The sequence below is a fragment of the Streptomyces sp. BPTC-684 genome, from assembly GCF_030028635.1.
GTDB lineage: Bacteria > Actinomycetota > Actinomycetes > Streptomycetales > Streptomycetaceae > Streptomyces > Streptomyces noboritoensis.
On sequence record NZ_CP124863.1, the window covers coordinates 5,005,006 to 5,030,161 of the forward strand.

20 protein-coding genes are annotated in these 25,156 nt (G+C 73.9%); 11 read left to right on the forward strand and 9 right to left on the reverse strand.

Features of this window, described 5'->3' with window-relative positions; genetic code table 11:
- Positions 1-79: 79 nt before the first annotated feature.
- Positions 80-403 (forward strand): multidrug efflux SMR transporter, encoded by a 324-nt coding sequence (locus QIY60_RS22105; protein ID WP_283143999.1) that lies wholly within the window; start codon positions 80-82, stop codon positions 401-403.
- 3 nt (positions 404-406) lie between these two features.
- Here the strand turns inward: QIY60_RS22105 and QIY60_RS22110 are convergent, their stop codons facing one another.
- The gene (locus tag QIY60_RS22110) at positions 407-1,282 is read right to left on the reverse strand and encodes a winged helix-turn-helix transcriptional regulator (protein WP_283144000.1); all 876 of its coding nucleotides are present in this window, start codon (positions 1,280-1,282) and stop codon (positions 407-409) included.
- 100 nt (positions 1,283-1,382) lie between these two features.
- Here QIY60_RS22110 and QIY60_RS22115 point away from each other — a divergent pair, with 100 nt between their 5' ends.
- Both QIY60_RS22115 and dapD read left to right on the forward strand, forming a co-directional pair.
- Complete coding sequence (locus QIY60_RS22115; RefSeq protein WP_283144001.1) at positions 1,383-2,615, forward strand: MFS transporter; 1,233 nt, start codon at positions 1,383-1,385, stop codon at positions 2,613-2,615.
- Between the two features lie 10 nt (positions 2,616-2,625).
- Positions 2,626-3,621, forward strand: a complete 996-nt coding sequence (dapD, locus tag QIY60_RS22120) for a 2,3,4,5-tetrahydropyridine-2,6-dicarboxylate N-succinyltransferase (protein ID WP_283144002.1) — start codon at positions 2,626-2,628, stop codon at positions 3,619-3,621.
- Positions 3,622-3,695: 74 nt separating this feature from the next.
- On the opposite strand, the gene dapA is transcribed toward dapD, so the two are convergent.
- Positions 3,696-4,565, reverse strand: a complete 870-nt coding sequence (gene dapA / locus QIY60_RS22125) for a 4-hydroxy-tetrahydrodipicolinate synthase (RefSeq protein ID WP_283144003.1) — start codon at positions 4,563-4,565, stop codon at positions 3,696-3,698.
- Between the two features lie 134 nt (positions 4,566-4,699).
- On the opposite strand from dapA, the gene QIY60_RS22130 reads away from it, so the two are divergent.
- From QIY60_RS22130 to QIY60_RS22140, 3 genes are all read left to right on the forward strand, one after another.
- On the forward strand, positions 4,700-4,873 hold the full coding sequence (locus QIY60_RS22130) for a hypothetical protein (RefSeq protein WP_283144004.1): 174 nt from the start codon (positions 4,700-4,702) through the stop codon (positions 4,871-4,873).
- Positions 4,870-5,538, forward strand: a complete 669-nt coding sequence (locus QIY60_RS22135; RefSeq protein ID WP_283144005.1) for a hypothetical protein — start codon at positions 4,870-4,872, stop codon at positions 5,536-5,538. The genes QIY60_RS22130 and QIY60_RS22135 overlap by 4 nt, the downstream gene beginning before the upstream one ends.
- A gap of 137 nt (positions 5,539-5,675) precedes the next feature.
- Complete coding sequence (locus QIY60_RS22140) at positions 5,676-6,398, forward strand: antibiotic biosynthesis monooxygenase (protein ID WP_283144006.1); 723 nt, start codon at positions 5,676-5,678, stop codon at positions 6,396-6,398.
- A gap of 1 nt (position 6,399) precedes the next feature.
- Here the strand turns inward: QIY60_RS22140 and QIY60_RS22145 are convergent, their stop codons facing one another.
- Positions 6,400-8,238, reverse strand: coding sequence for an endonuclease/exonuclease/phosphatase family protein (locus QIY60_RS22145; RefSeq protein WP_283144007.1), 1,839 nt, complete (start codon positions 8,236-8,238; stop codon positions 6,400-6,402).
- 340 nt (positions 8,239-8,578) lie between these two features.
- Between QIY60_RS22145 and QIY60_RS22150 the strand changes: the two genes are divergently transcribed.
- Entirely contained in the window at positions 8,579-10,018 is a 1,440-nt protein-coding gene (locus tag QIY60_RS22150; RefSeq protein ID WP_283144008.1) for a hypothetical protein, read from the forward strand.
- Positions 10,019-10,312: 294 nt separating this feature from the next.
- Entirely contained in the window at positions 10,313-11,755 is a 1,443-nt protein-coding gene (locus QIY60_RS22155) for an alkaline phosphatase PhoX (RefSeq protein WP_283144009.1), read from the forward strand.
- On the opposite strand, the gene QIY60_RS22160 is transcribed toward QIY60_RS22155, so the two are convergent.
- The 5 genes from QIY60_RS22160 to QIY60_RS22180 all read right to left on the reverse strand — a co-directional run bounded on the left by QIY60_RS22160 (position 11,752) and on the right by QIY60_RS22180 (position 20,009).
- Entirely contained in the window at positions 11,752-13,989 is a 2,238-nt protein-coding gene (locus tag QIY60_RS22160; protein WP_283144010.1) for a serine/threonine-protein kinase, read from the reverse strand. The two genes, QIY60_RS22155 and QIY60_RS22160, sit on opposite strands and share 4 nt — an antisense overlap.
- Positions 13,986-16,202 carry a PQQ-binding-like beta-propeller repeat protein gene (locus tag QIY60_RS22165; RefSeq protein ID WP_283144011.1) on the reverse strand — a complete coding sequence of 739 codons (2,217 nt, stop codon included), beginning with the start codon at positions 16,200-16,202 and terminating at the stop codon, positions 13,986-13,988. Before QIY60_RS22165 ends, QIY60_RS22160 begins: the two co-directional genes overlap by 4 nt.
- A 288-nt stretch (positions 16,203-16,490) precedes the next feature.
- Positions 16,491-17,708 (reverse strand): beta-ketoacyl-[acyl-carrier-protein] synthase family protein, encoded by a 1,218-nt coding sequence (locus tag QIY60_RS22170; RefSeq protein ID WP_283144012.1) that lies wholly within the window; start codon positions 17,706-17,708, stop codon positions 16,491-16,493.
- A 189-nt stretch (positions 17,709-17,897) separates the two neighbouring features.
- Positions 17,898-19,094, reverse strand: coding sequence for a TerD family protein (locus QIY60_RS22175; RefSeq protein WP_283144013.1), 1,197 nt, complete (start codon positions 19,092-19,094; stop codon positions 17,898-17,900).
- A gap of 90 nt (positions 19,095-19,184) precedes the next feature.
- Positions 19,185-20,009 carry an NAD(P)-dependent oxidoreductase gene (locus QIY60_RS22180; RefSeq protein WP_283144014.1) on the reverse strand — a complete coding sequence of 275 codons (825 nt, stop codon included), beginning with the start codon at positions 20,007-20,009 and terminating at the stop codon, positions 19,185-19,187.
- A 301-nt stretch (positions 20,010-20,310) separates the two neighbouring features.
- Here QIY60_RS22180 and QIY60_RS22185 point away from each other — a divergent pair, with 301 nt between their 5' ends.
- Positions 20,311-21,282, forward strand: a complete 972-nt coding sequence (locus tag QIY60_RS22185; protein ID WP_283144015.1) for a 5-dehydro-4-deoxyglucarate dehydratase — start codon at positions 20,311-20,313, stop codon at positions 21,280-21,282.
- Positions 21,279-22,421 carry a hypothetical protein gene (locus QIY60_RS22190; protein WP_283144016.1) on the forward strand — a complete coding sequence of 381 codons (1,143 nt, stop codon included), beginning with the start codon at positions 21,279-21,281 and terminating at the stop codon, positions 22,419-22,421. Before QIY60_RS22185 ends, QIY60_RS22190 begins: the two co-directional genes overlap by 4 nt.
- Before the next feature lie 214 nt (positions 22,422-22,635).
- On the opposite strand, the gene QIY60_RS22195 is transcribed toward QIY60_RS22190, so the two are convergent.
- On the reverse strand, positions 22,636-24,189 hold the full coding sequence (locus QIY60_RS22195; RefSeq protein ID WP_283144017.1) for an aldehyde dehydrogenase (NADP(+)): 1,554 nt from the start codon (positions 24,187-24,189) through the stop codon (positions 22,636-22,638).
- Positions 24,190-24,383: 194 nt separating this feature from the next.
- Between QIY60_RS22195 and QIY60_RS22200 the strand changes: the two genes are divergently transcribed.
- Positions 24,384-25,154: an IclR family transcriptional regulator gene (locus tag QIY60_RS22200; RefSeq protein WP_101387738.1), complete on the forward strand. Its 771-nt coding sequence runs from the start codon at positions 24,384-24,386 to the stop codon at positions 25,152-25,154.
- Positions 25,155-25,156 lie beyond the last annotated feature (2 nt).

Consider the following 25,156-nt stretch of genomic DNA (forward strand, 5'->3'; position numbering starts at 1 on the left):
TTCCCCGCGCCCCTTATGGGGCACGGGTTACCCCAACCGTTATGTACACCCGTACGCATCGCTGTGTACGCTTGTCCGCATGCCGTACGTCCTGCTCTCCTGCGCCATCGCGTCGGAGATCGCCGCCACCTCCGCGATGAAGTACAGCGAGGGCTTCACGCGGCTCTGGCCCTCGCTGGTCACCGTCTGCGGGTATCTGCTCGCGTTCTATCTGCTCTCGCTCACCCTGAAGTCGATGTCCGTCGGCACGGCGTACGCGATCTGGTCCGGCGCGGGCACGGCCGTCATCGCCGCCATCGGGATGCTCTTCCTGGGCGAGACGATGACGGCCGCCAAGCTCGCCGGGATCGCGCTGATCATCGGCGGCGTGCTGCTGCTCAACCTCGGCGGCGCCGCGCACTGAGGCTCAGCCCCGGCGCACCGCCTCCAGCGCCGCCCGTACGCTCGCCTCGATGTCGGTGATCGGGTACAGCGCCTCGATCACCGTACGGTCCCGGTCGACCACCAGCGTCAAGCGCTTGAGCCGACTCACCCCCGCCGTGCGGAACGTCGGCAGCCGCAGCGCGGCCGTCAGCGTCAGGTCCGCGTCCGACAGGAGCGGGAAGCGCAGCCGCTCCTTGTCCGCGAACGCCCGCTGCTCGTCCGGGCGTTGGGTGGACACGCCGTGCACGGTCGCGCCCGCCGCGGTGAACTCGGCGAGCTGGTCGCGGTACGTGCACGATTCGAGCGTGCAGCCCGGTGCCCCCGGGATCCCCGCCCAGCCGGGCGGATAGGACTCCTTGCGGGCGTACGCGCCGGGGAAGCAGTAGAGCACGGTGTACGCGCTCTCCTGCGCCACCGGGTCCCTCGGCTCTCCGTCGAAGTCGGTGAGCAGCAGGTCCGGCACCTTCGTGCCCACCAGCTCCCGCACCCGCTCGGTCTCCCCGGAGTTCTCCGTCGCCGTGGCCATCGTCTCTCCTTCTCCCAGCACCCAGGTGTCTCCCCAGTCCTGGAGTGCGATCAGTACGGGCAGCAGGGCACGGCCGCGCGGAGTGAGCCGGTACTCGTACCGCACCGGGCGGTCCTGGTACGGCTCCCGGGTCAGCACCCCCGACTCGACCAGCAGCTTCAGCCGTTCGGCGAGCACCTTGCGGGACATGCCGAGCTCGCGCTGGAGCGCGTCGAAGCGGTGCACCCCGCGTGCGGCGTCGCGCACGATCAGCAGGGTCCACCAGTCGCCGACGACGTCCAGGGCCTGGGCGATCGCGCAGTGCTCGTCGTGGAGGCGGGTCCGTTGAGGCATGGTCCCATCCTTCCGTACGCCGTTGACCTGCGGTCCCCATGCTGACATAGTCCGTTCCCATAAGGAACTCACTAGTGGGCGAGACCCAGGGGGCGACGGCGTGAAGACCTTGCGAGCGGTGCCGAGAACCGTCCGGCTGCTGTGTTTCGGCATGTTCTTCAACGCCGTCGTCAGCTTCACGTTCATCTACCTCTTCGTGTACCTGACCGGCCCGCGCGGCCTGAGCGTCGGCCAGGCCGGAGTGATCAGCGGGATCGGCGGCATCGGCCTGGTCGCCGGGAACTTCACCGGCGGCTCGTTCGGCGACCGGTACGGCCACCGGCGCGCCCTGCTCGCCGGCGCCGTGGTCAGCGGCACCGTCCTGGCCACCCTCGGGCTGCTGCCGACCGCCCTGCTGGCCGTCGCCCTGCCCATCGCCCAGTACGCCTCCGGAGTCGTGCGGTCCGCCAACTCCGCGCTGGTCGCCGTCGGCGTCCCCGAGGGAAGCCGCCGCCAGGGCTTCGCCGTGATGCGGTTCGCGGCCAACGCGGGCTTCACCGTCGGGCCGCCGCTCGGCGCCCTGGTCGCCGCCCACTGGTCGTACGACTGGCTCTTCGCCGCCGACGGCGTCGGCACCCTGCTCTTCGCCGCGTACGCCGCCCGCGTGCTGCCCGCCCGCGCGGCCGCCCACGCCAAGCCGTCGTACGACCCGGGCGCGCCCGGCCTGTGGCGGGAGCTGCGGGTCCGGCCCGCCGTGCTCGTCCTGCTCGCCGCGATCGTCTGCGTCGACCTGGTCTACCGCCAGCAGTACTCCACCCTGCCCGTCTTCCTCGGCGACCACGGCATGGACGACCACGTCTACGGCTGGCTCATCGCCCTCAACAGCGGGGTGATCCTCTGCCTCGAACTCCCCGCCGTCCACGCCCTGCGCGGCCGCGCCCCGCTGTCGGTCGTCGGCTGCGGGCTGCTCCTGGTCGGCCTCGGCTACGCGCTGCTCATCCCCGGCGCCGCCCTCGGCTGGGCCCTCGCCCTGATGGTGTCGCTCACCCTCGGCGAGATCCTCTACAAGACCACCGCCACCGCGTACGTGGCCGACCAGGCGCCCGCCCACGCCCAGGGCCGCTTCCAGAGCCTGTACGCGGGCGCCTCCATCAGCGGCCAGGTACTCGCCCCGCCGCTCGGCGGCGCCCTCTACACCGCCGCGCCCGGTCTGCTCTGGCCGCTGTGCGCCGCCCTCGCGGGGCTCGCCGGGCTCGCCGTGCTGTGGGCGCGCGGCCTTCCGGCGCGGCTGACCGGGGGTGACGCGCGCCCGTCACCTGAGACCGGTTCGCCCCGGCGGGCCACCGCCGGTTAGGTTTTCTGCCATGACCGACACGACTGCTACTGCTTCTCGCTCCACCGGCGCCGTCGCCGCCGGCCTCGCCACCCTCGCCGGCGACGGCACCGTTCTCGACACCTGGTTCCCCGCTCCCGAGCTCGTCGAAGAGCCCGGCCCGGCCGGCACCGAGCGGCTCACCGCCGACCAGGCCCTCGCCCTCGTCGGCAAGGGCGCGGCCGACGCGCTCGGCGTCGACGAGCGCCGGGGCGTCGAGGTCGTCGCCGTCCGTACGGTCATCGCCTCGCTCGACGACAAGCCGCTGGACGCCCACGACGCGTACCTGCGCCTGCACCTGCTCTCGCACCGCCTGGTCAAGCCGCACGGCCAGAACCTGGACGGCGTCTTCGGCCTGCTCGCCAACGTCGCCTGGACCTCGCTCGGCCCGGTCGCCGTCGACGACATCGAGCAGGTGCGCCTGAACGCCCGCGCCGCCGGGCTGCACCTCCAGGTGACGTCCATCGACAAGTTCCCGCGCATGACGGACTACGTGGTCCCCAAGGGCGTCCGCATCGCCGACGCCGACCGGGTGCGCCTCGGCGCGCACCTGGCCGAGGGCACCACCGTGATGCACGAGGGCTTCGTGAACTTCAACGCGGGGACGCTGGGCACGTCGATGGTCGAGGGCCGGATCTCCGCCGGTGTCGTCGTCGGCAACGGCTCCGACATCGGGGGCGGGGCGTCCACGATGGGCACGCTGTCGGGTGGCGGCAACGTTCGTATCGTCATCGGCGAGCGGTGCCTGGTCGGCGCGGAGGCGGGTGTGGGGATTGCGCTCGGTGACGAGTGCGTCGTCGAGGCCGGGCTGTACGTCACCGCCGGTACGCGGGTGACCATGCCGGATGGGCAGATCGTGAAGGCTCGTGAGCTTTCCGGTGCGTCGAACATTCTGTTCCGGCGGAACTCCGTTACCGGGGCGGTTGAGGCTCGGCCCAACAACGCCGTGTGGGGCGGGCTCAACGAGATTCTGCACAGTCACAACTGAGGGTCTTTGAGGGGCGCGTTTTCGACTGCGGACCGTGCGTGGCTGGTCGCGCAGTTCCCCGCGCCCCTTAGGCATCAGTGGACCAGGTCGTCGTATGCCCTCTGCAGCACGGCGACCTGGTCCGGGGTCGCGGGTTGCAAGGGTTCGCGGACTGGATTGTTGAGCAGCGCCTTCACCGTCACCGTTCCCGGCAAGCCCGACGCCATCATCAGTTCCGCCAGGGGGAGCGTGAGGTGGTTGAGGCGGGTTGCCTCTGCTACGTCGCCCTTGTCGTACGCGTCCAGCGGTGCCCGCATCAGGCCGGGGACCACGTTCGCCACCGTGCTCACATAGCCCGCTGCCCCTACCGCGTACAGCGGCAGGTTCGTCTCCTCGCAGCCCGAGTAGTACGCCAGCGAGGTGCGGCCGATGACCTTGGTGGAGGCGAGCAGGTCGTACGCGCAGTCCTTGACCGCCACGATCCGCTCGTGTTCCGCGAGCCGCAGCAGCGTGTCCGTGCCGATCCGGACGCCCGTCCGGCCGGGGATGTCGTAGAGCATCACGGGCAGCCCCGTGGCGTCCGCCACCGTGCGGAAGTGCGCCTCCACCGCGTCCTGCGGCGGGCGGCTGTAGTACGGCGAGACCACCAACAGGCCGTTCGCGCCCGCCTCCTCGGCCTGCCGGGCCAGCTCCACGGTGTGCCGGGTGGACGCCGTGCCGACCCCGGCCACGACGTGGACGCCGTCCCCGACCTCCTCGCGCACCGCCCGTACCAGCGCCGCCTTCTCGGCGTCGGTCGTGGTGGGCGACTCGCCCGTGGTGCCGCTGAGCACCAGGCCGTCGCAGCCCTCGGCGACCAGGTGCGCGGCCAGCCGCCGCGCGTGGTCGAGGTCGAGGGCGTCGTCGGCGGTGAAGGGTGTGATCATGGCGCAAAGTGCGCGCCCGAAAGGGCGGGGAGTGCTCATTCACGCAGTCTGGGCGGAGCGAGGGTGAAGGTCTACTTAGATCTGCTTCGGGTTAATCAGTAGCAGCGCTGAAGTGTTCGGTGTGCAGGCGCTCTTGGCGGTCGCTCGGGCGTACGTCACCATGAGAGACCGGTGTGTCCGTTCATGTCCGTACCGTCGTACCGTCGGAGGTCGTCATGAAGCTCGGCAAGGCTCTCGCCACTGGTGTCGCGGAGGAACAGCCCGAGGACGTCGTACGGGATGAAGCGCCGCCCGTGCCCGAGGAGGTCCCGGTCGAGGTTCCCGTCGAGGTGACGGCCGGCCGATGAGGCTGCGGCTCCCCGAGGAACGCCCGACGGAGCCGCCCACCGGCTACAAGATCGCCCATGCGGCGCTCTCCCAGGACGGCTCCCGGGCCGGGTTCCTCGGCGTCTCGCTGGGCGCCGCCCTGCCCTACGGCGTCCTGGACGACGCGCACTGCGCCTACGGGCGGCGCCACCGCTCGCCGTCCAGGCTCTGCGACTGCGGCTTCCACTGTCTGCACGAGCACGCCGAAGCGGCGGCGCTGACCTGCACGGCCGAGCACCGGGGTGCGCTGCTGCTCGAAGTGGCGGTGCTCGGGCGCTACATCCGGTTCGAGCGCGGGATGCGCTACGCCCGCCAGCGGGTGCGCACCGCCGCGGCCGGGCCCTGCCGCTGCCGGCGGCGGGCGACCGGCCTAGCCGACGCGGGCTGGGGGCGGCCCGGGTGGCGGGTCGTGGAGCCGGTCTGCACGGCGTGTGCGGGGTCGCGCGCGACCGTGGCGTTCGACGACTTCGCCCGGCGCGGTGGGGCGGGGTTGAGGGTTTTCGCCGCGACCGCCGTCGACGCGGGCGCCCCCGAACCCGGCCGGACCTTCCCGGAACTGGTCGCGGAGGCGGCGCTGCTCCAGGCCCGGCTCGACTGGTTCCAGAGCGAGTTGGCGCGGCTCGGCGACAAAGGGGACCCGCGGTAGGGGGACTTGCGGTAGGGGGACTCGCGGTAGAGGGATGAGGAGGGCCCCTGTCCGTCCTTGACCTCAAGTGACCTTGACGTTTCAGGATGGTGATCGTCCACGCAGCACAGCACCGCGACGATCACCAGGAGACCGCCATGTCCGCCACGCCCACCGACGTGAAGTTCGACGCCCTGCCGGACCTGCGCCGCCCCGGCGTCGGAGTCGTCAAGTCCAGCGTCTGGCGCATGGGCACCCCCGAGCGGCAGCGGGCCGCCGTCGAGGCGATCGCCAAGGCGTGGGGCAGCAGGGACTGGCCGGACGTCGGCCTGCTCTCGTACAGCGTCTACACCGGCACCGACGGCGACGCGCTCCTGCACTACTCGCAGTGGCAGAGCGAGGCCGCCTACCAGGACTTCTTCCGGCGCCTCCGGGACGGCCGCAACGCCGAGATCGACGCGGCCGTCCCCGGCATCGAGCGCGCGGGCCTGCACTCGTACGAGCTCTACCGCAGCAGCGGCCCGCGGCCGGGCGACCCCCGTACGCCCGGCTGCATCGTGATCGTCGACGTCGAGTTCGAAGGACCGGACCCGGACCGCCAGCGCGCCTGGGTGGACGGTGTCTTCGAGGCGCTCGACACCGACCCGGACCTGCCCCCGGGCGGCATCTCCGCCCACTTCCACGCGAGCCTCGACGGCACCCGCGTCCTCAACTACGCCGAGTGGGAGAGCGAGCGGGCCCACATCGACGCGCTGGCCGTCGGCAGCAACGGGGTCGGCTCGAAGACCCCGCAGCGGGCGCGGGTGCAGAACCACCCGGGCGTGACCGGTGGCGGGGTGACGCGCTACCTTCCGGCGCTGACCGTCACCCCGGCCTCCTGACCTACGGGCGGAAGCGGATGACCTGCGGGTCGTGGTCGCTGTTCTGGTCGGCGAACTCCGCGTTGATGTGCACGCTGTCGTAGTCGAAGCCGCGCACGGCCGGGCTGGTCAGGATCTGGTCGAGCACCTGGGTGTTGCCCTGGTACACGTAGGAGTAACGCTCCTTCTTCGGCAGCGTGCGGAAGGCCGAGCGCAGCGCGCCGCCGTCCTCCAGGGCCTTGGTGGTGCCCGAGAAGTCGAAGTCGTTGATGTCGCCGAGCGCGAGCACCCGGGCGTGCTTGTCGACCGCGAGGAGCTGCTTCACGAAGCCGTTCACGGCCTGCGCCTGGAGCAGCCGCTTGGCCTCCGAGGAGCGCGGCACCGGCTGGTGCTGCGAGGCCAGGCCCTCGTCGCCGCCCTTGGAGGCGAAGTGGTTGGCGATGACGAAGACCGTCTGCCCCTTGAAGACGAACTCGCCCGCGAGCGGCTTGCGGCTGTCCGCCCACGCCGGGTTCGCCGGGTCGATGCGGCCGGGGGAGAGGGTCAGGGCCGGACGGCCCTTGGTGCCGGTGACGCCGACGGCGGTGTTGGCGTCGCCGCCGGGGCGGTCGGTGAACGAGACCCGCGCCGGGTTGAAGAGGAACACCTGGCGGATGTTGCCGCCGGGCTCGCCGCCGTCCTTGAGGTTCTCCGGGTCGATCGAACGCCACTGGTAGGCGGGGCCGCCCTTGGCGGCGATCGCGTCCGTGAACTTCTTGATGGTGGCGGACGCGTCGACCGTGCCGTCGTTCTTGGCGCCGTTGTTGTCCTGGATCTCCTCCAGGGCCACGATGTCGGGCGAGGCGAGGTGGGTGACCACGCCGTCGGCCAGCGCGTCGAACTTCGCCTGCGGGTCGCTCGGGTCCAGGTTCTCCACGTTGTACGTGGCGACCGCGAGCTCGCCGGTGCGCTGCTTGCGGGTGGTCTCCCGCTTGAGGCCGTTGTCCTTGACCGTGCCGAGCGTACGGGCGGTGATCGTGTACCCGCCGAACTGGTTGAAGTCCAGCGGCCCCTCGGTGGCGCCGGTGAGCGTGTCACCGACGTTCGCCTTGGGGAACGGCTGCTGCGCGCTCGGCACCAGGCTCTGGATCTGGAGGCGGCCGGTGTTCTGGTCGTCGTACGACGAGTAGAGCGTGCCGCCCCGCTCGGTGCGGTTCTCGCGCGGCTTCACGGTGACCCACAGCTCGCTGTGCGAGTCGGTGGCGCCCACGATCCGCGAGGTGCCGATGCGGACGTTCATGCCCTCGAGGGACTCGTAGTAGTCCAGGGCGTACTTCTTCGGCTGGAGGGTCAGCCCGTTGACGCTGTTGCCGGCGGCCGGGTCGCCCGCCGGGGCGTAGCGGCCGGGAACGGTACGGGCCGTCACCGCGACCGGGGCGGGCAGCGGGTTGCCCGAGGAGACGACCGTCACGGTCGGCTTCGATATCTGGGTCAGCGACTGGTTGCCGGAGGAGAGGCCGCCCGGGACGTACTCGGTGACCGTGCCGGACACCTTCACCGAGTCGCCGACCGCCACGGTCGGGGCCGAGCCCGTGAAGACGAAGGCGCCCTCGCTGGTGGCCGGGTCGTCGTCCGGTGCGGTGTCCTGGAACCAGAAGCCCTTCGAGGAGCCGTACGTCCGTACGCCCGTGACGACGCCCGGCACCTCCGCGACCTGCTTGCCGGCCAGCGGCGAGGTGCGGGTCGTGCCCTGGATGTCGTGGATGCGGGCCGGGGCGGCGGCGGTCGGGTCGGCGGCGGCCGACGAGCCGGCGGCGAGCAGACCGGCGCCCAGCGCTGCGGCGACGACGGCGGAGACGGCGGCGGATCTCGGAACGGGCATCAAGGAACTCCGGATGAGTGAGGGGTCGGTGCACGTGCGGGTGCGGTGCTGCTCAGGTGTGCAGCAAGTTCTACGCGCGTCAATCTCTTGGCTGAGCGGGGCGGTTGTCAAGGGTCGCCGGGTGGCCGGAATCCGACGGCTGGATGAACCGCCCGCCGTGGGAGGCCGGACACCGCCCGGCGATTCCCGTACGCAACCGTCGCGGCCCCGGCCGGAACCCGCCGTGCGGCCCGGCCGCGGCGGTGACCGGGCGCGGCGATACCCGGTGAAATACGTCTACGCTGGGTGTCTCTCGAATCACACCGCTGGAACCACCGCTTCGCCGAGGAGTACGCCACAGATGTCCGGAGACCGCCCCACCCTGCCGCCGGTGCGGCTGCACTCCGAGGCCGAACTCGCGCGGGCGGCGCTCGCCGCCCCGCTGCTGGCCCGCGCGGCCCGGCTCGCCCGCTGGGCCGGGCCCGGGACCCGGGTCGGCGCCGGGGGCGAGCTCGTCGAGGAGCAACTGCCCGCGGCCGCCGAGGCGCTGGGCCTCACCGCCGACGACGACGGCGCGGCGGACGCGAGCGAGGCGTGGCGGATCGCCGTCGACGCCGGGCTCGTCGACGTCACCGACGCGGAGGACGAGGACGGCGAGGGCACGGCCGCGACGGGCGAGAGCCTCGCCCTGCTCACCTCCGGCTCCCCGCAGGACGTCCTCACCACCTGGCTGGACGCCTTCGACGCGGTCTTCGCGGACGCGACCGCGCCCGTGCTCGACGACTTCGCCGACCTCATCGGCGACGACGGCGAGCTCGACTTCGACCGGCTGGAGTGGGACCCGCAGGCGGAGGCGGACTTCCTGGAGGGCGTGCTCGGCAACCTGTACCTGCTCACCGTCACCGAGGGTGGCGCGGGCGAGGGCCCGGTGCCGCTGCCCGCGCTCGCCGCGTCGATGATCGTTCCCGACGACATGGGGGAGCCCACCGACGACATCCTGGAGCAGGTGTCGGACGCGATGATGCGCCTCGACGACCAGTTCCGGCTCCTGGAGCCGATCGGGCTCGTCGAGTACCGGCCGGTGGACGAGGCCCTGATGGCCGAGGAGGGCGAGGAGCCCGAGCCGCCCGTCGACGACGAGGACGTCTCCCGGTACGGCATGGTCCGCCTCACCCCGCTCGGCCTCTACGGCGTACGGGCCCGGATGCTGGAGGCGGGCGTGGAGGCGCCGGCCGTCGGCGACCTCGCGGACAAGGGCGCGGACGTGCTGCTCGACGGCATCGCGTACTACCCGGAGGCGGCCGCCCGCGCCGAGACCGAGCAGTGGCTGGCGGGGCACGAACTCCCGGCCGCGGTGCGGGAGTTGCTGGCGGCGGCCCGCGGCTCGGACGAGCGCGGCCCGCTGCGCCGCCTGCACTGCCAGCAGGCGCTCGCCCTCACCGGCCCCGAGGCCGAGCCCGCGCTGCGCGAGGTCCTGGACGACGCGGAGCTCGGCGGCCTCGCCCGGGTGTGGCTCGCCGAGCGGGGCGCGGCGGACGTCCCCGCGCCGCCGGAGGCGATGGTGTTCTGGCTCGCCGTGGACACGATCGCCGCGCAGCTGGCGGTGGACGGGGACCTGGAGGAGCTCCAGGGCCTGGTGGAGGGCCTGGTCGGCCAGCACAGCGGCTTCTTCGACGCGGCCTGGCGGGTCGACCACCCCGCGACGGCGGACGTCCTGGAGGCGATGGGGCGGCTGCACCCGGACAAGAAGGTGGCGAAGGAGGCCCGCAAGGCGGCCTTCAAGGCGCGGTCGCGGGCGTAGCCCGCGCAATGTGGGATGCGGTGGTTCGGCTGCGGACCGTGGTGGGTTGCTCGCGCAGTTCCCCGCGCCCCTGAGATGCGCCCCTTCGGGGCGCCCAGGGGATGCCGCGCAGCGGCATTTTTAGGGGCGCGGGGAACTGCGCGCTCAGCCCACCACCGGGCCGCAGGCGAAGGGCGGCCCCGGGGGCAAGGGAGTTGGCGTGGGCGACACCCCGTGTTATTGCGGTGTTTGCCCATCCCCGGGACCCTGGCCCCGCCCCCCACCTCTCCGCAACCCCCCGTCAGGAGACCCGCGATGTCGCTCAGCCGCAGGGAGTTCGCCAGGAATTCCGCCCTCACCGGTGCCGGGGTCGCCCTCACCGGATCCGTCGGGGCGCTGGCCACGGCGCCGGGCGCGCTGGCCGCCGAGGACGCGTACGGCGCCGGGCACGGACACGGGCACCACGAGCCGGGCTACGGCCCGCTGCTGCCCGACCCCAAGGGCATACTCGCCCTGCCGAAGGGCTTCTCGTACCGGATCGTCACCCACAGCGGCGTCACCGAGCTGGAGTCCGGCGAGACCACCCCGTCCAACCACGACGGCACCGCCGCCTTCGAAGGGCCGCGCGGCGCCACCCTGCTCGTCAACAACCACGAGCTGAGGGGCCCGCGCAAGAACTGGCCGCGCCCGGTGCCGCTCACCGAGGGCCTGGTGTACGACCCGGCCGCGTCCGGCGGCTGCACCGTCGTCGAGGTGCACCCGCACGGCGGCCCGGTCGCGGAGTGGGTCGGCATCGCCGGCACCTCCACCAACTGCGCGGGCGGCGCCACCCCCTGGGGCACCTGGCTGACCTGCGAGGAGACCGAGGACAAGGCGGGCTCCAACGGGATGACCAAGGACCACGGCTACGTCTTCGAGGTCGACCCCTACGACCGGCGCGCCAACCGCGCCCCCAAGCCCCTCAAGGCGCTCGGCCGGTACGCCCACGAGGCCGTCGTCGTCGACCCCCGGCGCGGCCACCTCTTCCTGACCGAGGACGCCGCCGGGCCCAACGGACTGCTCTACCGCTGGACCCCGCCGCACGGCTTCAAGCACGGCCGCGGCCGGCTGCGCGCGCTGGCCGACGACGCCGGGGTCCTCCAGGCCACCAGGTGCTTCGACGCGGGCGGCCGGTTCGTCGACGACCTCTCCCGCGCCACGAAGATCGGCACGGTGTACGGGGTCGACTGGGTCGACGTGCCCGACCGAGACGCCCGCACCACCTCCGTGCGCAAGCAGTTCACCGGCCAGGACGTCACCCGCGCCCGCAAGCTGGAGGGCATGTGGTGGGGCGACGGCGGCGCGTACATCGTCTCCTCGTACGCCCGCGAGGAGTCCCCGGTCCAGCACGACGGCCAGGTGTGGTTCTACGACCCGCGCCGCCGCACCCTCACGCTGAAGGTGCTGCTCGGCGTCAACCCCGCGCCCGGCCAGGACGGCGCCTTCGACGGCCCGGACAACATCACGGTCTCGCCGTACGGGGGTCTGGTCATCGCCGAGGACGGTGAGGGGATCCAGCACCTGTTCGGCGCGACCGACTCCGGGCGTACGTATCCGATCGCCCGCAACGAGCTCAACCAGGGCACCGAACAGGCCCCGGAGTACAGCGAGTTCACCGGGGTGACGTTCTCGCCCGACGGCCGGACCCTGTTCGCCAACATCCAGGATCCGGGCATCATGCTCGCGATCACCGGCCCCTGGCGTCGTCAGCCCCGTTAGACCGAGGGCCTGTCGTACGCCCGTATCGACGCCTTGCCGATACGGGCGTACCAGCCCGCCTCGTCCGCCGCGAGCTCGCTCACCCGGTCCGGCAGCGGCCAACTCCGCAGTGCCCGGCCGTCGGTGAGGCGCAGGGCGGTGCAGGTGCTGCCCGCCGCCGCGTAGACCAGCGGGCCCGCCACCACCGGCGGGATCTGGGCGACCCCGCCGCCGACCGGTGCGGTCCAGCGGACCCCGCCGGTCACCGGGGCCACCGCCTCCAGGGTGCCCGCGTCCCGCCAGTGCAGCAGCAGGCCGCCGCCCGTGACCGGCGTGCGGGCCCCGCCGAGCCGTTTGGGCCAGCTCGCGTCGAGCCCCAGGGTGGGCCGCGACCAGGGGGCGCGTACATCGGGGCCGTACAGCCTGTTCCCGGCGGCGATCAGCAGCTTCCCGGCCGACTGGGCCAGCGCGGTGGACCCGGCCGGGAGGTCCGGGTGCGCGAGCGTTTGTACGGGGCGGGCCGCCCGGCCGTCCGGGCCGACGAGGTGCACCTTGCCCGTCGTCGTGAGCACCGCGAACCCCTCCGGCAGCGCGCACACCGCCAGCGCGCCCCCGTCGCCCGCCGCGAGCGGATACGTCCACCGCTCCGCGCCGTCCTTCACGCCCACGCACCGCAGCCGCGTCGAAGAGCCGGGCACCGGGGCGAGCAGGAGCGCGTCGCCGAGCACGGCGGGCGCCACGGTCGCCGGGCCCGGCGGGGTGGTCCAGCGGACGGCGCCGGTTGCCGGGTCGGTGGCCCGGGTACGCCACTCGGAGCTCGTCTCCGCGTACGAGTCGAGCAGGAGCCCGTCCGTCGACGTGAACCAGCCAAGGGTGGGCGCCAGTTGGGGTTTCCTCACGCGGACGGTGCCCGTCGCGAGGGCGACGGCCGGGAGTCCCAGGTCCGGCGCGAGCAGCAGCCCGGCGGACGTGCCCCACCAGCCGCTCGCCTTCCCGTCCGCCTTCCGCCGCCAGACCGGTGTCCCGTCGGCGCCCGCGCGCGCCTCGACCACGCCGGACGACGAGCCCACCGCGTCGGTGCCGTGCACCAGCAGGGACGCCCCGGCCACCAGGAGCGCGTCCACCTCGCCGCTCCTCGGCTCCAGAGTCCAGCGCGCTCCGCCCGCCGCCGCGCCCGTGCGCACCACCGGGTCCCACGACGTCCCGGATCCGCCGCCGTGCGGGGCGGGCCGCAGCAGCGCGTACCCGAAGAGCCCGGCGAGCCCGCCGCCGCCCGCGAGCAGCAGGCCCCGCCGGGCCACCGCCCGGCCGCGCCGCGCGCGTACGGGACCGGCCACCGGTTCCCGTACGGTCGGCGGCGGCGCGTCCTGCGGCTCCGGCACCGGCTCGTCGGTGAGGACCAGCGACCGCACGGGCTCCTCGCGCCACCACAGCGGGGGCCGGGGATCGCGCAGCGCCCGCAGCACGGTCCGTACGGTCGGACGGGCCGAGGGATCCTTGTCCAGACAGCGCTCCACCAGCTCCCGCAGCCCCGACGCGCGCGGGACGCCGGACAGTTCGGGCTCTTCGTGGACCGTGCGGAACAGCAGGATCGCGACCGTGCCGGTGCCGAACGGGCTCCGGCCGGTCGCCGCGAACGCCAGCACCGCGCCCAGCGCGAACACGTCGGCGGCGGCCGTCGCGGGCGGGCCGTCCCCGGCGATCAGCTCCGGGGCCAGATAGCCCGGCGTCCCGATGATCGCCCCGGCCTCCGTCAGCGCCTGTCCGTGCGCCGCCCGGGCGATGCCGAAGTCGATGACGCGCGGCCCGTCCGCCGTCACCAGCACGTTCGACGGCTTCAGATCGCGGTGCACCAGACCCGCCGCGTGGATCGCGGTGAGCGCCTCGGCGAGGGCCGCGCCCAGCGCCCGCACCGCGGCCGGCCGCAGCGCACCGGCCGCCGCCACGGCCCGGCCCAGCGTCACGCCCGGCAGGAACGCCGTGGCCAGCCACGGCACCGGCGAGTCGGGATCGGCGTCCAGGACCGGGGCGGTGTGCGCGCCCGTCACGGCCCGCGCGGCGGCCGCCTCGCGCCGGAACCGCTCCCGGTAGTGCGGGTCGTCCGCGAGGTGCTCGTGGACGGTCTTCACGGCGACGAGCCGCCCGCCCGGCGTACGCCCGAGGTACACCTGCCCCATCCCGCCCGCGCCGAGCCGGCCGAGGAGGCGGATCCCGCCCAGCCGGCGCGGATCCGAGGCGAGCAGCGGGTCCGTCACGCGGCGCCGTCCGGGCCGCGGAAGGTGGTGAGGACCGAGCCGACGCACACGTGCACCAGTCCGCCTCCGGCGCACCCGAGCAGGTCGTCGCGGCCCTCGAACGGCACGGCCCACACCAGCTTCCCCGTCGCCGGGTCCAGCGCGTGCAGCCCCCACTTCGGCCCGCCCAGCGCGAGCTGGTCGCTGCCCGGCTCCGGGCCGGTGACGTACAGCCGCCCCTCGGAGAGCAGCGGTGGCGGCGACGCGTGGGGTGCGTCGGTGAGCCGCCGTACGTCCGTGCGCAGCCAGCGGGTGCGGCCGGTGGTCGCGTCCAGCGCGCTCACCTCCGAGTGCGAAGCGGCGTGCACCAGGCCGCCGGTGGCCGTCGGCGTCACGGACACCGAGCCGGTGACGCCCCGGGACCACAGTGTGGTCCGGGCCGCCAGATCGACGGCGCTGACCGCCTCGCCGAGCGCGAAGTAGCCCGTGCCGGTGGCCCCCGGATGGGCGTCCGGCCGCAGCGCGCCGCCCGTGATGGTCGTCTCCGGACGGCCGTCGGAGGCCCGCAGCACGTGGAGCGGCTCCCGTGCGAGGACCTTGAGCTGCTCCGGCTCGTCCGACCGGGCGTGGACGGACGCCGCGACCGCGAACCGCCCGCCCGCGTACCGCACCGCCGTCACCCCGGCGGCCGTGCCCTCGTGGTACCAGAGCCCCTCGCCGGTCGCCGGGTCGTAGCCGTACGCCCGCCAGGGCCGCTTCCGCCCGGCGCGCCGCGACCATTCGGTGTCGTACGACTCGTACGTCACGAAGCACGCGACCGCGTCGCCGAGCGCGAACATGCCCCGGGAGCCCTCCAGTTCGACGTCGTCGGGCAGGAGCGAGGTGCGCGGCCGCAGCCCTTCGAGCCGGGGATCGCGGGTCTCCCAGCGGGTGTCGCCGGTGGCGGCGTCGAGCGCGGCGAGGGTCGGTGCGCCGGCGAGCTCGGTGCGTACGACGTGGACGACGTCCTTGCCGTGCGGCACGACCTGGCTGACGCCCTTGGCGTCCCGCTGCCAGCGGACGGCGCCGGTGGCGGGGTCGAGGCGGGTGAGGGAGGCGTTGTCGTGGACGTAGAGGGCGTCGCCGTGGCGGATCAGGGCGCCGCCGTACTGGGTGGGGCCGAGGTCACGGGTCCAGAGGGCGCGGCCCCGGGGGTAGGGGGTGGGTGCGGGGCGCTCGGCGCTTCCGCTCTCGTCCTTGCCGAGTGCGACCGCGGTCGAGATTCCGGCCGCGGCGACGGCGCCGGAGGCGGACCAGAGGAGGAAGCGGCGGCGGGAGGCGCGGGCGGGCGGCTCCACGTCGGCCACGGCCGGCGCCGCCTCGATCAACTCGGCCGTGGCTTCCTCGTGCTGGCGTATCAGCCCGGTGACCGGCTCCTGCTCCCACCAGGGCTCGGGGGCGCTGCGCCCGGCGCACCACGCCAGGACCTCGGCGACGGCGGGCCGGTCGGCGGGCTCGCGCGCCAGACACCGGCCGAGGAACTCCCGCCAGTCGTCCCCCGGTACGCCGTCGAGGTCCGGCTCCTCGTGGAGCGTGCGGTACAGGACCTGCGGGGCGCTGCCCGCGCCGAACGGGTTGCGGCCGGTGGCGCAGAGCGCGAGCAGCCCGCCGAGCGCGAAGACGTCGGCGGGGGGTCCGGGTTCGCCCTGGCGGGCGAGCTGTTCGGGGGCGATGAAGCCGGGGGAGCCGAGGGTCTCGCTGGAACGGGTGAGCGCCTCCCCCTCCTCCTCTTCCGTGGTCCCCTTGGCGATCCCGAAGTCGATGACCTTCGGGCCGTCCCGGGTCACGATCACATTCGCGGGCTTGAGGTCGCGGTGGACGAGGTGCGCGGCGTGTACGGCGGCCAGCGCCTCCGCCAGCAGGGCGCCGAGCGCGGCGAGCTGGCGGGGGCCGAGGGGGCCGAGCGCGGAGACGGCCTCGGAGAGGGCGGGGCCGGCGGCGTACGCCGTGGCCAGCCACGGGGGTTCGGCGTCCGGGTCGGCCGCGAGCACGCCGGCGGTGTACGGGCCGTCCACCGCTCTGGCGGCCGCCACCTCGCGGCGGAAGCGCTCGCGGAAGCGGGGGTCGGCGGCGAGGTGCGGGTGCACGGTCTTCAGCGCGACGAGCCTGCCGGAGGCGGCGCGGGCGAGGTGTACTTGGCCCATGCCGCCGTCGCCGAGCAGCGCGACGAGGCGGTACCCGCCGATCTCCCGCACCGCACCTCCCCTGACGACCGTCAGCATGTGCGACGCGCGGGGGGCCGCCCCTGGTTGCGCCCCCACCCCGCCCCTTCCCTGAAGCCCTCTGGCGGGCGGCCGGGGGGCTCCGCCCCCGGACCCCGTTCGTCTGCGGATCGTGCTGGGTTGCTCGCGCAGTTCCCCGCGCCCCTTGAATGCCGCTGCGCGGCATCCTGGGGGGCGGCCCGGAGGGGCGCTTTTAGGGGCGCGGGGAACTGCGCGACCAGCCCCCACCGGGCCGCAGACGAAGTACCTGGCCCCCGCCAGTCAGGACCGCTTCAGGACCAGGCTCACGTTGTGGCCCCCGAAGCCGAAGGAGTTGGCGAGCGCCGCGTCCCACGCGCCGGTGCGGTTCGTGCCCGCCGCCACGTCGAGCTCCACCGCCGGGTCCAGCCGGTCCAGGTTGCGCGTGGCCGGGACCGTGCCCTCGTGCAGGGCGAGCAGGGCCGCCATCGCCCCCACCGCCCCGGACGCGCCGAGCATGTGGCCGGTCATCGACTTGGTCGCGGTGACCACCGGGTGGGTGCCGATCGCCCGCGCCACCGCGTCCGCCTCGGCCAGGTCGCCCGACGGCGTCGACGTGGCGTGCGCGTGCACCACGCCGATGTCGGCGGGGCCCAAGTCGGCGTCCCGCAGCGCCGTTTCGATCGCCCGGACCTGGCCCGCCACGTCGGAGGCGGTGATGTGGTCGGCGCTGGAGGTCACGGCCGCCCCCGCCACCGCCCCGTACACCCGCGCCCGCCGCGCCCGCGCGAAGGAGGCCCGCTCCAGGACGAGTACGCCCGCGCCCTCGCCCATCACGAAGCCGCTGCGGTCCGCGTCGAACGGCCGGGACACCGCCTCGGGGTCGTGCTCCTGCGGCGACAGCGCCTTCATCTGCGCGAACGCGGCGAGCGTGAACGGGTGCAGACAGGCCTCCGTGCCGCCCGCGACCACCACGTCGGCCCGGCCCGCGCGGATCAGGTCGAGCCCCATCGCGATGGCCTCGGCGCCGGACGCGCAGGCGCTCACGGGCGTGCGCGCCCCGCCCCGCGCGCCCAGGTCCATGGAGACCCAGGCCGCCGGGCCGTTGGGCATCAGCATCGGCACGGCGTACGGCGAGAGCCTGCGCGCGCCGCTCTTCTCGTACGTGTCGTCCTGGCCCAGCGTGGTCAGTACGCCACCGGTGCCGGTGCCGATCACCACCGCCAGCCGCTCGGGCTCGACCTCGGGGGTGCCCGCGTCCCGCCAGGCCTCGCGGGAGCTGATCAGCGCCAGTTGTTCACATCGGTCAAGGCGCCGCGCCTCCACCCGGTCGAGCAGCGAGACCGGGTGGACGGACAGGCCCGCCGCGACCCGGACCGGCAGGCCCGCCGCCCACTCCTTGGTGAGCAGGGACACCCCGGACTTGCCGGTGAGCAGACCGGACCAGGTGGACGCGGCATCCGCGCCGAGCGGGGTGATCGCGCCGAGTCCGGTCACCACTACGTCTTCATGATCGTTCATGCCCTCGACCCTGCCAGTCGCGGGCGGGCGCGGGGAGGGGCCGAACGGATCGTTTTGTCCAGGGGAGGTTGTGGGATCCCAACAAGAGGTGGCCGGTGTCGGGTTGCGTCGCGGGAACGCGCGGGGCCCGTCACCCGCGTGTGCGGCGGGTGACGGGCCCCGGTCGTCTCGGGCCGTTTCCTGTAGAGGTCAGAGCGCCTCGGCCGACGGCTTCACCATCCCGCGCACCGTCCGGGACTTCACGAAGTTCCCCAGCGCCGTCATCTCCCACTCGCCGGAGAACTGCTTGATCAACTTGGCCATCATCACGCCCGTCTGCGGCTCGGCGGTCGTCAGGTCGAAGCGGACCAGCTCCTCGCCGGTCGCTCCGTCGATCAGCCGGCAGTACGCCTTGGCGACCTCGGTGAACTTCTGGCCGGAGAACGAGTTCACCGTGAAGACCAGGCCCGTCGCCTCCGCCGGGATGCGGCCCAGGTCGACGACGATCACCTCGTCGTCGCCCGCGCCCTCACCCGTGAGGTTGTCGCCCGAGTGCTTGACCGCGCCGCCCAGGATCGAGAGCTTGCCGAAGTAGCAGCTGTCCAGGTGGTTGCGCTGCGGCCCGTACGCGATCACCGAGGCGTCCAGGTCGATGTCCTTGCCGCGGAACGCGGGCTCCCAGCCGAGGCCCATCTTGACCTGGGAGAGCAGCGGGCGGCCGCCCTTGACCAGCGACACCGTCTGGTTCTTCTGGAGGCTGACGCGGCCCTTGTCGAGGTTGATCTTCCCGCTCGGCGCGGCGGCGGGCGCGGCCGGAGCAGGGGCCGGGGGAGCGGCGGGCATCGGAGGTGCGGCCACGGGGGCGACCGGGGCCGGTGCGACGGGGGCGGGCGCGGCGGCCGGGGGCTCCTCGACCGTGACGCCGAAGTCGGTGGCGATGCCCGCCAGTCCGTTCGCGTACCCCTGGCCCACCGCGCGGGCCTTCCAGGCGCCGCCGCGCAGATAGACCTCCATGACGACCAGCGCGGTCTCGCCGCCGAGCTGCGGCGGGGTGAAGGTGGCGATCACGCTGCCGTCGTCGGCGTTGCGCAGCGTGGCGGTGGGCTCGATGCCCTGGAAGGTCTGGCCCGCGGCGTCGGGGCTGGCGGTGACCACGATCTTCTCGATGCCGGGCGGCACCGCCGACGTGTCCACCACGATCGCGTCCGGGGCGGTGCCGCCGCCGGACCGGTAGGTGACACCGGGGCCCGAGGGCTGGTTGTAGAAGATGAAGTCGTCGTCCGAGCGCACCTTGCCGTCGGCGGTGAGCAACAGGCCCGACACGTCGAGCCGCACCGGAGCGGCGACGTCCACCGCCACGCGGGCGGCCGGGAGCGGAAGGTTCGAGCCAGGTGTCATTGCGGTCATGTCCCGGGAACGAGCGGCACGGCTTTACGGTTCCTTGAACGTCCCGCCAATTCGTGAACGATCGGGGACGCGCGTCACCCGCCCCCGGGTTCAGTACGGCCACACCGGCGGGTCGGTGGTGAAGTGGCCGCCGAGGCAGGAGTCGCCCGGGTCGTCGGGGTCGAGCTCGCCCTGCTCGGCGATCAGCTTCTCGGCGTACTGCTCGGAGTCGTCCCGCGGCTCGTACCCGAGCGCCCGCGCCGACGAGAGGTCCCACCACAGCCGGGTGTTGGCGGAGGAGCCGTAGACCACGGTGTGGCCGACGTCCTCGGCGGTGAGGGCCGCGTGGAAGAGCCGGGCGCCGTCGCCGGGGCTCATCCAGATCGAGAGCATCCGCACCGAGGCGGGCTCCATGAAGCACGAGCCGATCCGCACCGAGACGCTCTCCAGGCCGTACTTGTCCCAGTAGAACTGGGCCAGATCCTCGCCGAACGACTTGGAGAGGCCGTAGAGGGTGTCGGGGCGGCGGGGCGTGTCGACCGGGATCAGGGCGTCCGGCATCAGCGGCGCCTCGCCGCGCGGGCGCGGGGTGAAGCCGACCGCGTGGTTGGAGGAGGCGAAGACCACGCGCGCGACGCCCTCCTCGCGCGCGGCCTCGTAGAGGTTGTACGTGCCCTCGATGTTGGCCCGCAGGATCTTGTCGAAGGTGGACTCCAGCGAGATGCCCGCCAGGTGCAGGACCGCGTCGACGCCCCGGACCGCCTCCCGCAGCGCGCCCCGGTCGCCCAGGTCCGCGGTGATCGCGTCCGGCTCCCCGGGGATCGCCCGGGTGTCGAGAAGGCGCAGGTCGTAGCCGTACGCCGGGAGCAGCCCGCGCATCAGGGTGCCGAGTCCGCCGGCGGCGCCGGTGAGCAGGACGGTGCGGGGAGCGGGCATGGGGGTCTCCTCGGTGCGCGGGCGGGACGGGTGGGATGGGCGGCCGTGCGGGCCGGATGGACACCATCATGGATGCCATTCATATGCGTGGACACGCTAGGGAGCGGTCGCCGACCCCGTCAAGTGTGGCGTGGAGCCCCTGACGGCGCCATGGCGGCGGAGGTGTCAGCTGTACGGAAAACACCCGCGCGCCGGGGTTGCGCGTCTTGACCGTCGTCACGGCGCTGCCCTAGCGTGGCGGCGTTCAGAAACATAGACGCCGATCAGAATTGTGCACGACGGCCTTGCCCTGGGAGCGCCTGTGACGCCCAAGAACCCTTCCCCGCTCGCCGCCCGCCTGGACGGTCTCCTCTTCTTCCCGGTCACCCCCTTCGGGCCGGACGGCGGCCTCGACCTCGACGCCTTCCGCGCGCATGTGAGGAGCGGCATCGACGCGGGCGCGGCCGCGGTGTTCGCCTGCTGCGGCACGGGCGAGTTCCACGCGCTCACCCCGGAGGAGTTCCACGCGTGCGTGGCCGCCGCCGTCGAGGAGGCCGCGGGGCGCGTCCCGGTGGTGGCCGGCGCGGGATACGGGACGGCCCTCGCGATCCAGTACGCCGGGCTCGCCGAGGACGCGGGCGCCGACGGGCTGCTCGCCCTGCCGCCGTACCTCGTCGTCGCCGACCAGGAGGGGCTGCTGCGCCACTACACCGCGCTCGCCGCCGCCACCTCCCTCGACGTCATCGTCTACCAGCGAGACAACGCGGTCCTCACCCCCGCGACGGTCGTCGAACTCGCCCGGACCGACGGCGTCATCGGCCTCAAGGACGGCATCGGGGACCTCGACCTGATGCAGCGGATCGTCAGCACGGTGCGCCGGGAGGTGCCCGACCACGAGTTCCTCTACTTCAACGGCCTGCCCACGGCCGAGCTCACCGGCCTCGCCTACCGGGGCATCGGCGTCACGCTCTACTCGTCGGCGGTCTTCTGCTTCGCCCCGGACATCGCGCTCGCCTTCCACCGGGCGCTCGACACCGGCGACGACGCCACCGTGAACCGCCTCCTGGACGGCTTCTACGTGCCGCTGGTCGAGCTGCGCAACCAGGGCCGCGGATACGCCGTCTCGCTGGTCAAGGCGGGTGTACGGCTGGCGGGCCTGGAGGTCGGCGAGGTGCGGCCGCCGCTGAGCGAGCCCGACGCGGCCCACGTCAAGCAGCTGGCCGCGCTGATCGAGCGGGGGCGCTCGCTGCTGGAGCCCGTCGAGGGGGACGGGGCGGACGGGGCGGGAGCGTGAAGGCGTCGGCGTTCCTCTACCCCTGGGACGTCATCGGCGACCCGGAGGCGCCCGCGCGGATCGCCGCCCTCGGGGTCCGGCAGGTGACGCTCGCCGCCGCCTACCACTCGACCCGGGCCCTCACCCCGCACCACCCGCGGCACCGGGTGGTCACGGCCGAGCACGCGGCGGTCCTGTACCCCGTCGGCGAACGGCGCTGGTCCGGCCGTGCGCTGCGGCCGTACGCCGCCGGGCGGTGGGCGCCGGGGGACGCGTACGGCGAGGCCGCCGAGGCGCTCGCGGCGGTCGGCCTGGACGTCCACTCCTGGGTCGTCCTCGCCCACAACTCCCGCCTGGGCGCGGAGCATCCGGAGACCTCGGTGGTCAACGCGTACGGCGACCGCTACCCCTGGGCGCCCTGCATAGCGCGGCCGGAGGTCCGCGCGTACCTGGTCGCCCTGGCGGCGGAGGCGGCGGTACGGCCCGGGGCGCGCGGGACGGAACTGGAGTCCTGCGGCTGGTACGGCCTGGCGCACCTGCACGCCCACGACAAGATCGCGGGGGTGGCGCTTGACGACACGGCCCAGTACCTGATGTCGCTGTGCTTCTGCGGCGTGTGCCGACGGGGGTACGGGGAGTCGGGCCTGGACGCGGAGCGGCTGGCGGGGGCGGTGCGGGGGGCGCTGGAGCCGGTGTGGCGCGGGGCGCCGTCCCCGGGGGCCGGACCGCTCCTTGAGGCGACGGTCGGGTACCGGGCCGCGGTGGCGCGGGCCCTTCAGGAGGAGGTGGTCGGCGCGGTGCGGGCCGCGGCGGCCCCGGGCTTCCAGGTGCTGCTGCACGCGGATCCCCGGGTGCATCGGTGCGGGGCGAACGTGGGGGTGGATCCGGCGGTCGTGTTCGGCCTGGCGGACGGGGTGGTGGTTCCCTGCGCGTCCGGGCGCCCGGACCTGCTGCGGCCGTTCGCGGCGCACGCGGGGTCCGGGGCGGTGCTCGCGGCGAACCTGACGGTGGTGGCGGGGATGGGGGGTCGGCCGGGGGCGCTGGGGGAGGACGCGGCTCGGGTCGGGGCTGCGGGGGCGACGGAGTTGCGGCTGTACCACGCGGGGTTGGCGTCGGGGGAGGACGGGGCGGCGGTACGCCGCTCTGGCGCGGTGGATTGACCCCACCCCGCCCCTTCCCGAAAGCCCTCTGGCGGGCGGCCGGGGGGCTGCGCCCCCGGACCCCGTTCGTCTGCGGGCCGTGCTGGGTTGCTCGCGCAGTTCCCCGCGCCCCTTAAATGCGCCCCTTCGGGGCGCCCACTAGGGGCGCGGGGAACTGCGCGACCAGCCCCCGGGAAACCCACCTCCACCTCCACCCCACCCACCCCCGGAGGGTTTAGGGAAGGGGCGGGGCGGGGGATTCCCACCGGCCGTCCACCCGGCGCGGCACCCCCACCCCACCCCCCTCCCGCAACTCCCCCGGAAGCAACGCCTCCGGCGTGTTCTGATACGTCACCGGCCGCAACCACCGCTCAACCGCCGTCGCCCCCACAGACGTGGACGTAGATGTCGTCGCCGGGTACGGCCCCCCGTGGTGCTGGGCCGGCGCCACCGCCACCCCCGTCGGCCACCCGTCCACCACGACACGCCCCGCCAAGCCCGTAAGCGAGGCGAGCAACAGCGCGGCCGCCCCACCATCGGCCCCCGTCACCTCCCCCACCGACAACTGAAGCGTCGCCGTCAGATTCCCCGGCAACCGCGAGAGCACCGCTCCGATCTCGGACGGGTGCTCATACCGCGCCACCACCGTCACCGGCCCGAAGCACTCCTCCAGCAACACATCGTGCGGCCCCGAAGAGGCCAGCACGGCCGCCCCCACCGTCAGGAACCCCGCACTCACCGTGTGCTCCCCGCCGGACCCGGGCGTCACCGGCGCCCCGACCCCGTCGAGCGCGGCCCGCTCGGCGACCCCCGCCACGAACGCGTCCCGCATCCGGTGGTCGAGCATCACCCCCGCCTCCGAGTCGCCCACCACCGCCGTCAGCGCCTTCACCAGCGCGTCCCCGCCCGCACCGGCCGGGACCAGCACGAAGCCCGGCTTGGTGCAGAACTGGCCGACGCCCAGCGTCATCGACGCCCCGAGGCCCGCCCCGATCTCCTCGCCGCGCTCCTCCGCCGCCGCCTGCGTGACCACGACCGGGTTCAGCGACCCCAGCTCGCCGTGGAAGGGGATCGGCACCGGCCGGGCCGCCGCCGCGTCGAAGAGGGCGCGCCCGCCCCGTACCGAACCGGTGAAGCCCGCCGCCGAGACCAGCGGGTGGCGGACCAGCGCGACGCCCGCGTCGAAGCCGTGGACCAGCGCCACCACGTCCGGCGGCAGCCCGACCCGTACCGCCGCCCGCCGCAGCAGCGAGACGCACAGCTCGGAGGTGGCCGGGTGGGCCGGGTGCGCCTTGACCACGACCGGGCACCCGGCCGCCAGCGCGCTCGCGGTGTCCCCGCCGGGGACGGAGAAGGCGAGCGGGAAGTTGGACGCCGAGTACACCGCGACCACCCCCAGCGGCACCTTCATCCGCCGCAGGTCCGGCCACGGCGGGGTGCGGTCCGGGTCCGCGTGGTCGATGCGCACGTCCAGGAACGCGCCCTCGTCCACCACGTCCGCGAACGCCCGCAACTGGGCGGTGGTCCGGGCGAGTTCACCGGTGAGCCGGACCGGCCCGAGGGCCGTCTCGGCGTCGGCGGCCTCCACCACGTGCTCCGCGGCCCCGTCGAGCAGCTCGGCGGCGGTCCGCAGCAGCGCGGCCCGTGCGCCCCGGTCGGCGAGCGCGCCGCGCGCCGCCCAGGCGGCCCGTACCGCCTCGTCGACCTCGTGCTCCGTCGCCTCCGAAGCGACTTCCTCGCGCGGCTTCCCGGTACGGGGGTCGACACTCCAGACTGGTGCTGTGCTCACCGCGATGTCCTTCCGGCTTCCGGTCCCGCCCGTGGCCCGGGAACGGGACCATGCTGGTCATCCTTGCCCGTCCTGCTCCGCCACCAGGATTCGTTCGGTATTCTGAACAGCGTTCCTGTTGGTGAATATGCTGGACTCTATTGACGGGCGTTCTGCGTTGGCAAGACGCGCAGACGAAGAAGGGGCGAGGTCGAATGTCGGCTGCCGAGACAGGTGGGGCCCAGGTCAAGTCCGCCGTGCGCACGGTGGAATTGCTGGAGTACTTCGCGGGGCGCCCCGGAATGCACTCCCTCGCGGCGGTCCAGGAGGCGGTCGGCTATCCGAAGTCCAGCCTCTACATGCTGCTGCGCACCCTGGTGGAGCTCGGCTGGGTGGAGACCGACGCCACCGGCACGCGGTACGGGATCGGGGTGCGAGCCCTGCTGGTGGGCACCTCGTACATCGACGGCGACGAGGTCGTCGCGGCCGCCCGGCCCACCCTGGACCGGCTCTCCGACGACACCACGGAGACCATCCACCTCGCCCGCCTCGACGGCACCAACGTGGTCTACCTCGCCACCCGCCAGTCCCAGCACTATCTGCGCCCCTTCACCCGCGTCGGCCGCCGGCTGCCCGCGCACTCGACCTCGCTGGGCAAGGCGCTGCTCGCCACCCACAGCGACGAGCAGGTGCGCAAGCTGCTCCCGGAGACCCTCCAGCAGCTGACCGAGCACACCATCACGGACCGCGAGAAGCTCATCGAGGAGCTGCACCAGATCCGCGAGCAGGGGTACGCGGTGGACCGCGAGGAGAACACGCTGGGGCTGCGCTGCTTCGGCGTCGCCATCCCCTACCGGACCCCCGCGCGCGACGCGATCAGCTGCTCGGTGCCGGTCGCGCGGCTGACCCCGGCGCACGAACAGATGGTCAAGGACGCCCTGTTCGACGCCCGCGACCGGCTGACCCTGGCCACCCGTAGGCTCTGACG

Bases quoted from the DNA above. Each gene is read 5' to 3' on its own strand.
- QIY60_RS22105 (WP_283143999.1), top strand. From the start codon at position 80: ATGCCGTACGTCCTGCTCTCCTGCGCCATCGCGTCGGAGATCGCCGCC.
- QIY60_RS22110 (WP_283144000.1), bottom strand. From the start codon at position 1,282: ATGCCTCAACGGACCCGCCTCCACGACGAGCACTGCGCGATCGCCCAG.
- dapD (WP_283144002.1), top strand. From the start codon at position 2,626: ATGACCGACACGACTGCTACTGCTTCTCGCTCCACCGGCGCCGTCGCC.
- dapA (WP_283144003.1), bottom strand. From the start codon at position 4,565: ATGAGCACTCCCCGCCCTTTCGGGCGCGCACTTTGCGCCATGATCACA.
- QIY60_RS22135 (WP_283144005.1), top strand. From the start codon at position 4,870: ATGAGGCTGCGGCTCCCCGAGGAACGCCCGACGGAGCCGCCCACCGGC.
- QIY60_RS22140 (WP_283144006.1), top strand. From the start codon at position 5,676: ATGTCCGCCACGCCCACCGACGTGAAGTTCGACGCCCTGCCGGACCTG.
- QIY60_RS22145 (WP_283144007.1), bottom strand. From the start codon at position 8,238: ATGCCCGTTCCGAGATCCGCCGCCGTCTCCGCCGTCGTCGCCGCAGCG.
- QIY60_RS22150 (WP_283144008.1), top strand. From the start codon at position 8,579: ATGTCCGGAGACCGCCCCACCCTGCCGCCGGTGCGGCTGCACTCCGAG.
- QIY60_RS22155 (WP_283144009.1), top strand. From the start codon at position 10,313: ATGTCGCTCAGCCGCAGGGAGTTCGCCAGGAATTCCGCCCTCACCGGT.
- QIY60_RS22170 (WP_283144012.1), bottom strand. From the start codon at position 17,708: ATGAACGATCATGAAGACGTAGTGGTGACCGGACTCGGCGCGATCACC.
- QIY60_RS22175 (WP_283144013.1), bottom strand. From the start codon at position 19,094: ATGACCGCAATGACACCTGGCTCGAACCTTCCGCTCCCGGCCGCCCGC.
- QIY60_RS22180 (WP_283144014.1), bottom strand. From the start codon at position 20,009: ATGCCCGCTCCCCGCACCGTCCTGCTCACCGGCGCCGCCGGCGGACTC.
- QIY60_RS22200 (WP_101387738.1), top strand. From the start codon at position 24,384: ATGTCGGCTGCCGAGACAGGTGGGGCCCAGGTCAAGTCCGCCGTGCGC.